Origin of the sequence: Marinifilum sp. JC120 (assembly GCA_004923195.1) — a bacterium.
In the GTDB taxonomy this organism is placed as follows: Bacteria; Desulfobacterota; Desulfovibrionia; order Desulfovibrionales; family Desulfovibrionaceae; genus Maridesulfovibrio.
Window position 1 is genome coordinate 83840 of record RDSB01000008.1, and the last position, 14505, is coordinate 98344.

Annotated in this window: 12 protein-coding genes; 6 read left to right on the forward strand and 6 right to left on the reverse strand. The window is 49.8% G+C overall.

Going from position 1 to position 14505, the window contains the following annotated elements:
* Nucleotides 1-166: 166 nt before the first annotated feature.
* Both D0S45_09760 and D0S45_09765 read right to left on the reverse strand, forming a co-directional pair.
* Complete coding sequence (locus D0S45_09760; GenBank protein ID TIH15859.1) at nucleotides 167-388, reverse strand: hypothetical protein; 222 nt, start codon at nucleotides 386-388, stop codon at nucleotides 167-169.
* Nucleotides 389-519: 131 nt separating this feature from the next.
* Complete coding sequence (locus D0S45_09765) at nucleotides 520-1005, reverse strand: transcriptional repressor (protein ID TIH15860.1); 486 nt, start codon at nucleotides 1003-1005, stop codon at nucleotides 520-522.
* Between the two features lie 148 nt (nucleotides 1006-1153).
* On the opposite strand from D0S45_09765, the gene D0S45_09770 reads away from it, so the two are divergent.
* The 6 genes from D0S45_09770 to D0S45_09795 all read left to right on the forward strand — a co-directional run bounded on the left by D0S45_09770 (nucleotide 1154) and on the right by D0S45_09795 (nucleotide 8852).
* The gene (locus tag D0S45_09770; protein TIH15861.1) at nucleotides 1154-2905 is read left to right on the forward strand and encodes an AAA family ATPase; all 1752 of its coding nucleotides are present in this window, start codon (nucleotides 1154-1156) and stop codon (nucleotides 2903-2905) included.
* Between the two features lie 249 nt (nucleotides 2906-3154).
* Entirely contained in the window at nucleotides 3155-4366 is a 1212-nt protein-coding gene (dpaL, locus tag D0S45_09775) for a diaminopropionate ammonia-lyase (protein TIH15862.1), read from the forward strand.
* Nucleotides 4367-4390: 24 nt separating this feature from the next.
* Entirely contained in the window at nucleotides 4391-5557 is a 1167-nt protein-coding gene (locus D0S45_09780) for an aminopeptidase P family protein (GenBank protein TIH15863.1), read from the forward strand.
* 110 nt (nucleotides 5558-5667) lie between these two features.
* Complete coding sequence (locus D0S45_09785) at nucleotides 5668-7143, forward strand: BCCT family transporter (GenBank protein ID TIH15947.1); 1476 nt, start codon at nucleotides 5668-5670, stop codon at nucleotides 7141-7143.
* Nucleotides 7144-7252: 109 nt separating this feature from the next.
* Nucleotides 7253-8452: a YgeY family selenium metabolism-linked hydrolase gene (locus D0S45_09790; protein ID TIH15864.1), complete on the forward strand. Its 1200-nt coding sequence runs from the start codon at nucleotides 7253-7255 to the stop codon at nucleotides 8450-8452.
* 19 nt (nucleotides 8453-8471) lie between these two features.
* Nucleotides 8472-8852 (forward strand): RidA family protein, encoded by a 381-nt coding sequence (locus D0S45_09795; protein ID TIH15865.1) that lies wholly within the window; start codon nucleotides 8472-8474, stop codon nucleotides 8850-8852.
* Nucleotides 8853-8980: 128 nt separating this feature from the next.
* Here the strand turns inward: D0S45_09795 and D0S45_09800 are convergent, their stop codons facing one another.
* The 4 genes from D0S45_09800 to D0S45_09815 all read right to left on the reverse strand — a co-directional run bounded on the left by D0S45_09800 (nucleotide 8981) and on the right by D0S45_09815 (nucleotide 14504).
* On the reverse strand, nucleotides 8981-9370 hold the full coding sequence (locus D0S45_09800; GenBank protein TIH15948.1) for a PaaI family thioesterase: 390 nt from the start codon (nucleotides 9368-9370) through the stop codon (nucleotides 8981-8983).
* 141 nt (nucleotides 9371-9511) lie between these two features.
* On the reverse strand, nucleotides 9512-10225 hold the full coding sequence (locus D0S45_09805; protein TIH15866.1) for a hypothetical protein: 714 nt from the start codon (nucleotides 10223-10225) through the stop codon (nucleotides 9512-9514).
* A 10-nt stretch (nucleotides 10226-10235) separates the two neighbouring features.
* A complete protein-coding gene (locus tag D0S45_09810; protein TIH15867.1) occupies nucleotides 10236-13739 on the reverse strand; it encodes a hypothetical protein in 3504 nt (1167 codons plus the stop codon).
* A 27-nt stretch (nucleotides 13740-13766) separates the two neighbouring features.
* Nucleotides 13767-14504: a DotU family type IV/VI secretion system protein gene (locus D0S45_09815; GenBank protein ID TIH15868.1), complete on the reverse strand. Its 738-nt coding sequence runs from the start codon at nucleotides 14502-14504 to the stop codon at nucleotides 13767-13769.
* Between the last annotated feature and the right edge of the window lies 1 nt (nucleotide 14505).

The following is a 14505-nucleotide window of genomic DNA, read 5'->3' on the forward strand; positions in this document are numbered from 1 at the left end:
CCAGATGCAAGGCGCAAGAAAACGCCGGAACGATGCGTATTTAGACATACGTGAGCCCCAGTGTTTTTCGCAGCAACGCCGCAGATGGTGATTTCTCAGCAGTCTGAAATCCCCCGAAGCTATGCTCCGGGGGATTCTTTATAAATTCTATTACCTAAAAGAAAGCTTATGCTTCAAGCTCAGCTTCAGCTTTGGCGTCGCGAACAATTTCCTTAAATTCGCCAGTGGTCTTCTGGTATGAATCCACTGCCCAATCTTTGGCCTTTACTCCGGCTTTAATGGTGGACTTTGCAGCCCCCCGCACGGTCTCGGATTTGTAAGCCGCGTAACCGATGAGTCCAACTACAACACTTCCAGCCGCAACAATAGCTGCTTTTTTAAGATACATAATATACTCCTTTTACTCGTCAGGCCCTATATCCTGACGGCATAGGGGTTGATTCCAATCTGAATTCCCTGTTTGATAAGAGGATTATACTTTGTATCCAGTTTGTAAAATCAAGACGTTGAATACCAATTTCAGGATTCAGATTCCTGTTCTTGATCCCGCAATTTCTGGCATTCCGGGCATAGTCCGAAAAGAAGCATCCGGTGGTGGGTAAGAACATATCCATTTTTTCTTGCAAGTATTTCCTGCCTGCGCTCAATATCCTCGTCCACCACTTCAACTTTCTTTTGGCACTTTGTGCAAACAAGATGATCATGATGCTGGTGTCCGTAAGAGTGCTCATAAAGGGCAACCCCGCATCCAAAATCAAGACTCTCTGCAAGCCCGGAATCAACAAGTAATTTCAAGGTGCGGTAAACTGTAGCCTGCCCGACCTCTGGAACCCTTTTCTGTACAAGTCTCAAAAGATCCTCAGCCGAAAAGTGCCCTTCGGTCTCCAAAAAGGTCTCTACAATCACCTTGCGCTGCGGAGTCATGCTCAGCCCGTTCTGCGCAAGATAATCCACGAATGTTTTTGCTGCTTCATTGGTCATGGCGAAAATGAAATCCATTTTCATTTAATTGTCAAGAACTATTAAATTCTAAAAATACATCCGTGTTCGTTTTTTATATAGAAAAAAATCACTTATAAATTCCCTTTTGATCAACAAAATCTATTCTCAAAATGAGAACAGTGCGCTAACAGGATCTTCAGGAGGAGAAGAAATGCTGCTTAAGATCCAAGAACAAATTCAATATTACGCAGAAACAATTTCAGCCATCACCGGACTTGAAGTTGAGGTTGTGGATACAGAGCTTATCCGTATTGCCGGAACCGGTGATTATTCCCAGAACATCGGAAAAAGCATTAAGAGTGCGGGAAACCTGCTGAAAAACACCTTGAAGGGAAGCACTCCACTCTTCATTGAAAACCCTCGCCAAAATAAGATCTGCAAAGGCTGTCAAACGAAGGATAATTGCCGCGAGCTCTGCTCAGTCTGCGCGCCTATTTCAGATGGTATCACCACTTACGGGGCCATGGAAATGATCTGCTTTTCCTCCGACTCCCGCGAGCAGATGCTTGAACGGCGGGAAATATATATGAATTTCCTCTCCCTTCTTTCCAGCAGTATCGCAGTGCGGGTACGTGAACGACAGGAATTGCAAGACATAACCGACCTGCTGAACATCATGTCCCAAGTGGTAAATACCAATGAAAAAGGAATTCTCATCTACGATGCCAAAGGAAAGGTGGCCTACAAGAACGATCAGGCTGAGGAAATTCTGAGCAAAACAATCCCTTCTCAATTTGAGAATTTTTCTATCACCCCCACAGGCTTCACCCTCTCGGATTTAAATGAATACACAGTGGAACAAGAAGGCCGCCAGCAGATGATTGTCGGTAAACAAGCTGATATCGACTCTACAAACAGCCGTTTTTCTTCAGTTTTAGTATTCGATACCATCCGTTCAGTTGTTTCAAAATCATTGCAGGCCGCCACAGTGACCTTCGACAGCAGTTTAGACAACATCATCGGGCAATCGCCACATATTCTTCAGTTAAAAGAACAAATTACCGCCACCGGGGACACCAATTCCTCGGTTCTGATCAGCGGTGAAAGCGGTACCGGTAAAGAACTTGTGGCCCGCGCCATTCACTGCATCGGAGACAGATCAGACGAACCGTTTGTAGCTATCAACTGCGGAGCCATCCCGGACACTCTGCTTGAAAGTGAATTATTCGGATACGTTGGAGGAGCATTCACCGGTGCATTGCGCCAAGGTCAGATCGGTAAATTCGAACTTGCCGATGGGGGGGTACTCTTTCTGGACGAAATTTCATGTATGCCGCTGTACTTACAGGTAAAACTGCTGAGAGTTCTCCAAGAAAGAAAGATCACCCGTCTAGGCGGAAACCGACCCATATCCGTTGATATCCGGGTCATTGCCGCCAGTAACGACAATCTCCACGAACTCATGGCCCAGAACATGTTCAGAGACGACCTTTACTACCGCCTCAACGTAATCCCCATCCAAACCACGCCGTTACGAGAACGGCTGGATGACCTCGACCTGCTGATCAACCACTTCATCACTAAGTATTGTGATTTATTCGGCAAAAACAAGATAAAATTGCAATCATCCATCGTCCAGCGCATGCGCAGTTACGACTGGCCCGGTAACATCCGCGAACTTGAGAACGCCATTGAATATCTTGTGAACATGGCCACGCCGGAAGGAATCATCAATGAAGCCGGACTGCACAGCGGTTTCCTGCAATGTAAGGAGAATTTCCAGCAGGAACAGGTCCAGATTTCGCAAGGACCGGAATGCCCAATAGTCTCCCTTAAAGAACTGGAACAACAGGCTATTTTACGGGCTATAGAATATTACGGAGACACCACATCCGGCAAGAAACAAGCTGCCAAATCTCTTGGTATCGGACTGGCGACACTTTACCGCAAACTGGGCGACTGACACCCGTAAAGATATTTAGCTGATTTCCCTACTTCCACTCTTTCTGCTACCGCTCTCGTTCTCCGCTATTCTCAAAATGAGAATTTTCTCATTTTGAGAATAGCATCTCAAACTATCTCAAGACACCCATACTCTTCTATCTACTTAATTTTAATCACTTTATTATCGTGATAAATTTTTGGCACGCTCTCTGCTTTAGGGAAATCCAATCTGCAAGATTAAAATTTGAGGAGAAGAGGAGAATACACCTTGTCTAAAGTTAAGATTCAATACAACGGGAGCCTCAAAGCCCCGACAACCGGAGCTGATGTCTCCATGCTCAGCAGGGATGTTGCTGAAAAAGTACGGAACTTCCATTCCACATTTGATGCATATGAACCTACCCCGCTGGCAAAACTCGACAACCTCGCCGACCATCTTGGACTCGGTGAAGTGCTGGTCAAGGACGAGTCATACCGCTTCGGCCTTAATGCCTTCAAAGTCCTCGGCGGTTCCTACGCAGTAGGAGAATACCTTGCCTGCAAGCTGGGTAAAGATATCACCGAAGTCAGCTGCGACTTTCTTAAATCTCAAGAAGTGCGCGATGCTGTAGGCGACATCACCTTTGCCTCCACCACAGACGGTAACCATGGCCGCGGTCTGGCCTGGGCTGCCCAGCAGTTCAACCAGAAAGCGATCATTTACATGCCCAAAGGGTCCGACCCGGTGCGCAGTGAGAATATCAAAGCCCACGGCGCAGAATGCACAATATCCAACCTCAACTATGATGACTGTGTACGCATGGCTTGGGATACAGCTCAAGAAAACGGATGGATCACCGTGCAAGACACAGCCTGGGACGGATATACCGAAATCCCCAACCTGATCATGCAAGGATACACCACCCTCGCCCTTGAAGCTCTTGAGCAAATGCAGGCAGTAGGTGTTGAGCGTCCTACCCACGTGATCCTTCAGGCCGGGGTTGGCTGTTTTGCCGGAGCCATGCTCGGATTCTTCATGTCCGCTTTCGGCGAGGATGCCCCTACTTTCATCCTTGTTGAACCTGAAGCAGCCAACTGCTTCTACATTTCCGCCTGCGCCAATGACGGGAAACCGCACACAGTAGACGGAGACCTCGCAACCCTGATGGCCGGACTCGCATGCGGCGAGCCCAACCTGACCAGCTGGGAAATGCTTCGCGATTATCCTCTGGCTTACGCTTCCTGCTCTGACGACATTGCCGCCAAAGGCATGCGTATTCTGGGGGCACCCATGAAAGGAGACCAGCAGGTTGTATCCGGTGAATCCGGCGCGGCAACCACCGGATTCCTCCACTGGGTGATGCAGGAAGAAGAAGGGCGCGAAGCAAGGGAAAAACTTGGACTTAACCAAAGTTCGAAAGTTCTGTGCATCAGCACTGAAGGGGACACCTCCCCCCAGACATACCGTGATGTGGTCTGGTTCGGACGGGAAAAATTATAGTTCAGAACAACTTTTAAGGAGTATATGATGGAAATTCTCGATTTTGGTTTTACTACTGCTGAATTTGAAACAAGAACAGCACGCATGCAGAAACTCATGCGCGAAAAAGAACTCGACGCTGTTTTCCTGACCACCGAACCGAACATCCGCTACTACACCGGGTACTACACCCAGTTCTGGGAAAGTCCGACCCGTCCCTGGTTTCTGGTCATTCCCCTTGAAGGTAAACCTATTGCCGTAATTCCCGGCATCGGCGCCAGCGGCATGCGGGCCACATGGATTGAAGACATCCGCACCTGGTCATCTCCCAACCCCGAAGATGACGGGATCACCCTTGTATCCGATGTTCTCAATTCCCTGCCCAGCCGTTTCGGCCGCGTTGGTGCGACCCTCGGTTTGCAGTCCTACCTGCGCATGCCCACCGCCGATTACCTGACCATCACCGAAAAGGTCAGTAAGGAATTCGTCGATATTGCTGAAGATATGCACTACCTGCGCAGCATCAAATCCCCTGCTGAAGTTGAAAAGATCCGCCGCGCCTGCGCCATCACCAACCACGGCTTTGACATGATCCCCTCTCACGCCAAAGTAGGCCAGACCGAACGCGAAATCTGCACTCAGATGCGCATCAACATGCTTCAGGAAGGTGCTGAATTCGTTAAATACCTCATCTCCGGTTCCGGTCCCGACGGTTACGATTCCATCATCATGGGCCCCACTTCCCGCGTCATTGAAGAAGGCGACGTACTGATCATTGATGTAGGCGCCATTTACGACGGCTACTTCTCTGACTTTGACCGTAACTTCGCATTCGGACATTGCAGCGATGAAACCAAGCGTGCTTACGACTGCGTTTACAAATCAACCGACGCAGGTTTCGCAGCAGCACGCCCCGGCGCTACCACCACAGACGTATACAATGCCATGTGGTCAATTATGGAAGCAGGCGGAGCACTCGGCAACGAAGTAGGACGTCTCGGACACGGTCTGGGAACCCAGCTTACCGAATGGCCTTCCAACACCGCAACCGACAACACTGTCCTCGAACCGGGCATGGTTATCACTCTTGAGCCGGGCATGACCTATGCCAAGGGTAAAGATATGGTTCACGAAGAAAACATCGTGATCACCGAAGACGGCGCAGAATGGCTGACCCGCCGCGCCAGCGAACACATTATCGTCATTGATTAGTTAGGAATAAGAGGGAGATTATTATGTCAAACGGTAACACAGCTGTCGCAGCAAAGCCCATGGCCGGAACTGAGACCGCAGAACAGGGGACCACACTTAAACAGGGTAAGATGCTGTTCACCAGCACCATGACCTTCATCGTCATGGTAGTTCTTGCAGGACTGCTCTTCCCGGGCAAATTGTACGATGTAGGTATCGGAACAATGAACTATCTGACCGAAACATTCGGTTGGATCTACATGGCAGGATCTTTCCTCTATGTACTGGTCATGTTCTACTTTGCCTTCAGTAAATACGGCAACATTCGCTTTGGTGATGATGACTCAAAACCCGAGTTCAGCACCTTCTCTTGGATGGGAATGCTCTTCTCCGCCGGTATGGGTACTGTAATGCTCTACTGGGGGGTAGCAGAGCCTGTCTATCATTACATCAACCCGCTGGTAACCACCGGAATCGATCCGATGACCCCGGCCGCAGCTGAATTCGCCATGAAGCAAAGCTTCATCCATCAGGGTATTCAGGCATGGTCCGCCTTCTCCGTAGTAGGTCTGATCCTCGGCTACCTGATGTATCGTAAAAAAGAGAGCGGCTTGATCTCCAATATCCTGCTCCCTTGGGGCCGCGACAAAGCCAACGGTAACCTTGGTAAAATCGTCAACCTGATCTGTGTATTCGGTGCCATCGCAGGTATCTCCACATCTTTGGGCCAGACCGGACTTTCCCTGAGTGTAAGCTTCTCTTACCTGCTGGGAACCCCGGACTCCACCATGACCAAACTCCTTGTAGTAGGAACCATTACCGGAATCACTGTGCTCTGCACCACAACCGGTCTTGAAAAAGGTATCAAAGTCCTTTCCGACTACAACGCATATCTGCTCATGGGTCTTATTCTGCTGGTAGGTCTTGTCGGACCGACCACCACCATGCTCAACGTATACTTCGATTCCCTCGGTAACTACATGAACGACTTCTTCCGCGACGGCCTCATGCTACCTACTTTCGCACCAGAAGAAGAAACTTCATGGATCACCGGCTGGCCGATCTACTACTACGCATGGGCTATCGCATGGGCACCCTTTGTAGGCCCCTTCATCGCCCGCGTATCCAAAGGCCGCACTGTACGTGAATTCATCCTCGGTTCCATGATCCTGCCCTGCCTCGGAATCTTCCTCTGGGTAGCATTCTTCGGAACCATCGGTATTCAGGCTCCTGTTGAGGCCCTCAAGGCAGCAGCAGCTTCCTCCAAGGCAGCAACATTCATCGTCCTTGAAGGTTTCCCCTTGGGAACACTTATCTCATGGGGTGTTGTACTGGCACTGTTCACCTGCTTTATCACTTCCCTGAACAGCTCCACCTTCACCTTAAGCTCCATGAGTCAGGACGGCGCAGCCAACCCCAGCAACAAAATGAAAACCATCTGGACCATCGCTCAGGCAGCCATGGCACTTACTCTCATGCTCGGTAGTAAGACCGGTATTGAACTCCTCCAGAGTATCAGTCTGATCTTCGCCCTGCCGCTCATGTTCGTGCTCTTCCTGTGCATGATCAGCACCATCAAGATGTTCCGCGAAGAATTCCAGAACTAGCAACGTAGGACCTCCACTCCTAGGACATTACCTACAGCCTCCCGTTGGCGCGGACAGCACCACATCCCCCGCGCCAACGGGCAAAATTTCAAAGCAAGAAGAAAGACATATGTTTGATAAAATTGTTGCACGCACCCGACATTACGAACAGGAAATTTACGATTTTGCCAGTGAGCTGATTCGCATTGAAAGCCTCTCCGGTCAGGAAGGCTGTGTAGCCAAAGCTGTTGCCGCCAAAATGGAACAGCTTGGATTCGACAAAGTTGAAACAGACGAAATGGGCAATGTTTGCGGATCACTGGGCAACGGCCCGGCCATTATCTGTGTTGACGGGCACATGGATGTTGTCGGTACCGGCGAAGAAAAATTATGGTCCCGTCCCTCCCTTTCCGGTGAGCAGGACGATAAAAACATATACGGACGCGGCGCAACAGACATGAAATCCGCCATTTCTTCCATGGTCTATGCGGGCAAAGTCCTCAAGGATCTTGAGCTGACCGCTGACCTGACCTACATGGTCTGCGCCAGTGTGCAGGAAGAACCCTGCGAAGGTCTGGCTTGGGAATACATGATCGAAGATCTCGGCCTACGTCCCGACTTTGTCATCCTTGCTGAACCCAGTGATGACAAAGTTTCACTGGCCCAGAAAGGCCGCATGGAGCTGAAAGTTTCCGTTTCCGGCAAGACCGCCCACGCGTCCACCCCCCACATGGGCGACAACGCCATCTATAAAATGGCCCGCATCATTGCCGATCTGGAATCATTGAACTCAAACATGGAAATCGAAGACAGCGAACTTGGCAAAGGATGCCTTGTTGTGTCCGAAGTGAATTCCCATGCACCTTCCAGATGCTCGGTTGCGGATTATTGCGAAATATCCATCGACAGAAGACTCACTTGGGGAGAATCCGCCCAGTACGCAATCAACCAGATCAAAAATCTGCCCAGTGTTGCTGAGTCCGGGGCTGAAGTGGAAGCTTATCTCTTTGAAGAACCTTCCTACACCGGAAAATCCTGTTCCAAAGAATGCATCTTCCCGGCATGGAAACTACAAAAAGAACATGTTGTGACCAATGCGACGCAAGAAGCATTCAAAGGTCTATTTAATAAAGAAGCCACCCTGACCACCTGGCCCTTTTCCACCAACGGCGTGGCTATCATGGGCAAAAACGATATACCGGTCATCGGCTACGGGCCGGGCACCCTTGATGCCTGCCATGTCCCCAACGAATATGTAAGTAAAAAACAGGTTCTTGATGCGGCTATGATGTACGCGGCAATTCCTGTAATATATACTAACAATAAATAGTCTTAAGGAGATTAATACAATGAAAACACAGATTAACACCACAAATGCTCCCGGAGCAGTAGGCCCCTACTCCCAGGCAATCAAAGCCGGCAACACCCTTTATGTTTCCGGTCAGCTGCCCATCAACCCCGAAACTGGCAAGATGTGCGAAGGTTCCATTGAAGACTGCACTCGTCAGGCTCTTGAAAACCTCAAAGCAATCGTCACCGAAGCAGGCGCATCCCTCGATAACGTTGTGAAAACAACCGTATTCATGGCTGACCTCGCTGACTTCGTACCTGCGAACGGCGTATACGCTGAATATTTTGCCGAGCCTTTCCCCGCACGCAGCGCATTTCAGGTTGCCGCTCTGCCCCTTGGCGGCCGCATTGAAATCGAAGCAATAGTTGTTCTGGATTAATTTAATTCGGAAGGCGTAATAAAGCCCCGAAGTGCAAATGGTTGCATTTCGGGGCTTTTCTTTTATGAAACGAGCGCAGCTTTTTTCATAGCTGCCTAATCTTGTTTTGCGTATTCCAGTAAAAGGACCTATGCGCCCGCCAAAACGTGTTCTTTGGTGACGAAACAGGTAAAAGTCCCACTGAAAACAACTTCTCCGTTACAGGACACATCCACCTTGATGATATGCTTGCGTCCATCTTTCTCCTGCTCATGGGCTTTGGCGACCAAAACATCACCAACCTGCGAAGGCTTCAAAAAGCGGCTTTCCGCGCCCGCCAGAACAACATTAGGATGATTGACGGTTAGCATTGCCGCGTAATCGGCCATACCGAAAATAAAACCGCCATGAACCAGACCACTGGCATCGGCTGCCATATTCCGGGTGCATGTGAGACGAACTTCACTGCTACCTTCAGCAACAGAAACAGGCTCACCACAAAGGGATTGATCTATATTTTCATGAGTATTGATATTCATAACTTTCTCCATTCAGTTATCCTTTCGACAATGTGAAAAAGCCGGGAGTTAATGCAAAATTCCAATATAAGCAAATTTCGGCCATTCACCAGCGAAGTTCATCCTGAACACAGAAGCCCCATCATCAATCAAGAAAATTAATCACTGCCCCGATTTTGAAACCACAATATCAAGACCCTGCGGGGTGCGGATCAATTGCGGAGACGGTCCCTTTTTAGCTGCCGGATCTCGAAAATTAAATACCAGCCGCAGACGATCCGTATGTCTACCCAGCACTACCTGCCCTACAAACCCTGAAATAAAATCCGTAACCCGCGGCACGGAATAACGCCACTTTCCGCGCAAATCCACCACCAATTTGGAAGGCTTATCCAGCCAGAAATACGTAACCCTTCCTACCTTATTGGAGGTTTGCAGACGGGCCAGAAACTCTTTTTCCGTATGGGTAAATTCAAGGCTGTCCAGCATGCCCGTGGAGCCTGAAGCATCTGTGGCTACAGAAACCGTGCGATTGGCGGCAAGATCCTGCTCAATTTCCCTTTTGACAGGATCAGAGGCATTAGCTTTTGCACTCCCATTACTCTCAAACAATTGTTTTGCCTCACGCTCAACTTTACGCACTTCATGCACAACTTCCCTGCGCACGGAGGTTACTTCCTCCTTGGCGGCCTGCATCAAAGTCTGCGAACCGTTTACATCAGAAGTGCCATTATAGATCATCCGGGCAGGCTGATTAAAATCACGGATAAATGTATCAAAATCCCCCCACACGGAAAGTACGAAAAGACTGCCCACCATCCCGAGCCAGATCAGGAATAGCAAGATGTAGAATCTTCTGTAAAAAACAGTAAGCACATCCGCCTCCTTAATGCTGCCAGCAGTCGGTTATGAAGTTAGGCAGGTTCAAAGGCTTAATTTTCAGCACTTCAATGACCGGAACGGCCCCGCTGAAATTGTAGCCGACCTTAACGCTGCTTACGCCAAGCCCCTCAAGACCTTTACCTTGCTCCGGAAAATCCTTGGGAGTAAAACTAACTTCGCCGTTACGGAACTCGGACAGGAACTTGGCAAAGCCCAGCTTTCCTTCATAGCTCTTGACCAAATCAAGACCCGGAAAACGGATGGTCAGGGTTGTTGTACCGCACTGGTCCGGCTTCCATTTGAAAACCATTTTTTCGGAATAATTGTAGTTTACAAACTCCTGTTTGCCAGTGCCGCACTCAAGAGAAAGAATAGTGGCATACGGCTCTTCCGTGGCATTGCTATTCACAGAAGTAGGAATTGTGGACAGGCTGACCTTGTATTCCGGCTGGATTTCCTGCGCCCCCTGTTCTCCATCATTAAGGAAAACAAAGAAATCTTCCCGGAAGGGAAAAGGAATCCCCAGCCATTTACGGCTCTGCCAGCCCTTAACGCCACGACTCAGGAACGGCGCGGCACTGCCGGAAGTAAACTTATCAACCAGCCCGCTCTTACCGAACAGGGTGGTCCTCAATTTTTCCGGGGGAACATGGGCAGTCTCGGCCATCACCTTCCCTTCCCAGAGCTTCTGTAATTCACAGGAAGCTTCCATGGTGATCACATAAACCATAAACTCAAGTGGTCCGGCCACGAGATTCCAGAATACATGCGTCCCCTTACCGCCCCCGCGCATACGGGTCCGTAAAGCAGCCATGGCTCTTGTGGCTCCATCCACAGGATTCTTCTTGACCGCACCGGCAGACTTGCTGTCCGCTCCGCTGGAGCCGGAAGCTTGCCCGGTAGCGGGATAAAGAGCAGCCGCGCTCTTGAAAGCTGTCTCCTGACTGGCGGTGAACCCGGCCATATCATTAAGCACCTGCATGTACTCATTAAGCTGCTTGGCACCCTCAATACGCTCTTCAATATCTTCAGCCATTTTGCCGCCCAGATCGGCCATGATTTTACGCAGGGATTCCTCCGCCTTCTGGGAAGATTCCTCTACCCCCTTGGCTTTAATGGCCCTGTACTGGGTCAGAACAATATTGAAATCAAAAAGCTCATCAACCCAACCCGGGGGAGTGCCCAATCCTTTTATGGACGAAAATTCCTTTTTCATCCTGACAATCAGCTTAAAATACGGGTTGTCAGGATTGGCCATGGAATGGGCCATGTTGCTGTAGTCGTCCTTGGTCAGCAACTGCCGCTCACCTTCGGTAAAATGTTCGGAAAATGTGTACCATGACCGATAGAACTGTCCGGCATACCAACTCCAAAAATCATTTTCACGCTGTGCGAAGCTGGAATTATCCGGCATGGCCCGGCGCAATTCAGCAAGGAAATCTTCAAGCATCTTACGCCCGGTGGTTGTGTAGGCAGGAGGAACATTAACCTCATTTTCAAAATGCAGACGCGGTCCGCCCCAAAAATCACGCAGAGTCACCGAGCTGACTTCGGGATTGGCATCAACCCAGTCCACCAGCCATTTAAAATCCGACCCCTTAAGACTGAAGACCTTACCAAGCCGAGCCTGCAAAAGCAGCCGCTGTTCATTTAATGCCTCAGCATTATTATCCCAATCCAGATAAGAACTATAGGTCTGGGCGTAGTATTTCATCAAATCCGGGTCAAAACCCTTTACAGCCACGGACAAAGCCTGTCCCGAAGGAAGCTCGTAAGGAGCAAGTGGTTTTGAACCCCCGCCTTCCAGACGGTTATCAAGCAGATCGATACGCCAGCCGAGCAACTTTACAAAATCACTGATTACCTGCTCCGGGGAACCTGCATGCAATCCCTCTATAGTTTGGGTTAACTTCTCATCCACGGGCTTAAGCAGCACGGATTCAAACTTTTTCACATAGAGCTGCTGGACTTTTTTCTCAGCTTCAAGGCTCACATCAAGGCCCATGCGCGGAATCCACCAATTAGTGTTAAGCTTTTGGAGATGTAAAATCTTCTGGCGAAAACCTTCCATTTCCACAATGCGTTCATCAATCTTTTCAGAGAATTCAGGCGGTTTCGGGAAAGCGGTAAACAGATCATCCAGAGCACGACGGTTGCCGAGAAAAGACATACTGAACAAACCGCAGACAAAGAAAAGTAACAACAACCAGACAAACATACCCAGATTGCGGGTCAGCAGCTTCCATTTCAAAAATTCAATGATAGGAGTAAACAGATTGCGGTCACGGGTCAGCACTTTTGAAAAAAAATCGTGCAGGAACAAGCCCTGCCGCGTGCCAGGCAGTTTTGTTTGCACATTCTGCAAGGAGGGAAGACTATCCAGAAAGGCAGAACTCTGCTCACCGCTCTGCTCCCCACTGGAAAAATAAATACCCCGGAACAAAGGTTGTTCCTGATAAGGATTCTCCTCGAAAACCCCGTCTGCAAAAGCGCGGATACGCGGGCGCAAACGGTCCAATTCATCGGCAAAAAGCAAGAATGCGGGATCAAAACGATTCTCGCGTTCCAGCAGGGTCACCCGCAGATCACGAAGCCGTTCAATTACCCCGGAAACTGCGCTGTCCACGAATTCTTCAGGATCAGAAACTACGGACTCATTAACCATGCCCATAGCCTGCGACCTAGCCTCGGCAGGCAGGACCTCGGCCAGCCCTTTGAGTCCGAAGACCAGATCCATTTTGGTCAGCAGCACGTAAACCGGAAAACGCACCCCCAGCACACGCATGAGTTCATTGATTCGCTTACGCAAACTGCGCCCGTACTCTTGCAGACTGTCCTCATCACCGGATTGCAAACGGTCGGCAGGAAGAGTGATAATCAAGCCGTTGAGCGGTTCACGCTTGCGGTACTTAACCAGCAGAGTCAGAAATTTTTCCCACTCTTCCTTGTCCCGCGATTCATCAAGAGGGATGGCATAACGGCCTGCGGTATCGAGGATTACTGCTTCTTCAAAGAACCACCAATCACAATTGCGGGTGGCTGAAACGCCGGGGGTGGGTCCCACATCGGAAAGGATGGAAGTCAGTCTGCTGCTGGCTACGGCAGTGCTCTTGCCTGAGTCTGATTCCCCGAAAACCATATACCACGGCAGGGCGTAAAGGGGATTACCGTGCCTGCGCAGTTCCGAATTCTGAAGCAGGTGAACCGCTTCCATCCAGCGGGTCTGCAATTCCTGCAAGCGGGAACGTTCATGCAATGGCGCAGCGGCAATGGCGGAATCGTCCTGATCCACAATGCGTTTGACGAACTTTTTCTCCCGCCTGCGCAGCATCCATTTTCGGGCAAAAAGAAAAGCGGCAATCACCCCGATCAATCCACCAAAAAGGCAGGCCCCGGCCCACCAAGGCCAGCCCATATAATTTACAAGGGCGTAGGACCCCACTGCCGCCAGCACAAAAAGCAGCACCAGCAGGATGATCTTGAGCAGATTGAGTAGAAATTTCTTCATGCTTTCGCCTTGTCACTCCTTAAAAAATCACCCAAACCAAAGCTTCAGGCTGTGCTCAAGCAGAACTTTGTACGCCAGATACATCCCGCCCGTTAGCAACACAGGCAGGATAAAAAAAACCAGAGACACCGGATCGAAAACCCGCCCGTAACAGCACTTGCGCGGCGCGGACTCCCCTGTTCCGTAGGACTGCGGGAAAGCAGGTCCGCCGTCTACCGTATCGCTTCCGGGTATACGGGCTACGCATTCCCGGCGCAGCTCCTCAAGCCGCTTTTCCCCGGACTCACTAAAATACTTTCCGGTATAACCGAGCGAGAGGCAAAGGGCGTAAACCTCCAGAACTTCGGCCAATCCATTGTCATTACCATTTACAGGTTCTTCACCTTCCTTTTCCATATCCGCAAAAAGGCTTTGATCCACCGGACCATTGTTGCGGTTGAACAATTTATCCAACCGCTCAAAAAATTCTTCACCCGCATTGGCTGTTGCATAAAATTCCCGTTGCAAAGGATGCTTAAGCCATTCGCGCACCCCATCCCATTTTGAAACAAGCACAGCCTCGTCCGCCCATGCGAAAACCGCGAACCGGGCATCATCATAAAGAGATTCGGGAATATCCAGCAAATCACTGCGGTCATCCATGCGGCTGATTAAATTCCTCACATCTTCACGCACCTGTTCATATTCAGCCCCAGCCATTTCCGGTGATCCGGTCAGAAGCCTGATGTAGGTAAAGAGTTCGAGGAAACAATCAGAGAGGTGCATA

Bases quoted from the DNA above. Each gene is read 5' to 3' on its own strand.
- D0S45_09780 (TIH15863.1), top strand. From the start codon at position 4,391: ATGATGGAAATTCTCGATTTTGGTTTTACTACTGCTGAATTTGAAACA.
- D0S45_09785 (TIH15947.1), top strand. From the start codon at position 5,668: ATGCTGTTCACCAGCACCATGACCTTCATCGTCATGGTAGTTCTTGCA.
- D0S45_09815 (TIH15868.1), bottom strand. From the start codon at position 14,504: ATGCACCTCTCTGATTGTTTCCTCGAACTCTTTACCTACATCAGGCTT.
- D0S45_09760 (TIH15859.1), bottom strand. From the start codon at position 388: ATGTATCTTAAAAAAGCAGCTATTGTTGCGGCTGGAAGTGTTGTAGTT.
- D0S45_09790 (TIH15864.1), top strand. From the start codon at position 7,253: ATGTTTGATAAAATTGTTGCACGCACCCGACATTACGAACAGGAAATT.
- D0S45_09765 (TIH15860.1), bottom strand. From the start codon at position 1,005: ATGAAAATGGATTTCATTTTCGCCATGACCAATGAAGCAGCAAAAACA.
- D0S45_09795 (TIH15865.1), top strand. From the start codon at position 8,472: ATGAAAACACAGATTAACACCACAAATGCTCCCGGAGCAGTAGGCCCC.
- D0S45_09770 (TIH15861.1), top strand. From the start codon at position 1,154: ATGCTGCTTAAGATCCAAGAACAAATTCAATATTACGCAGAAACAATT.
- D0S45_09800 (TIH15948.1), bottom strand. From the start codon at position 9,370: ATGAATATCAATACTCATGAAAATATAGATCAATCCCTTTGTGGTGAG.
- D0S45_09810 (TIH15867.1), bottom strand. From the start codon at position 13,739: ATGAAGAAATTTCTACTCAATCTGCTCAAGATCATCCTGCTGGTGCTG.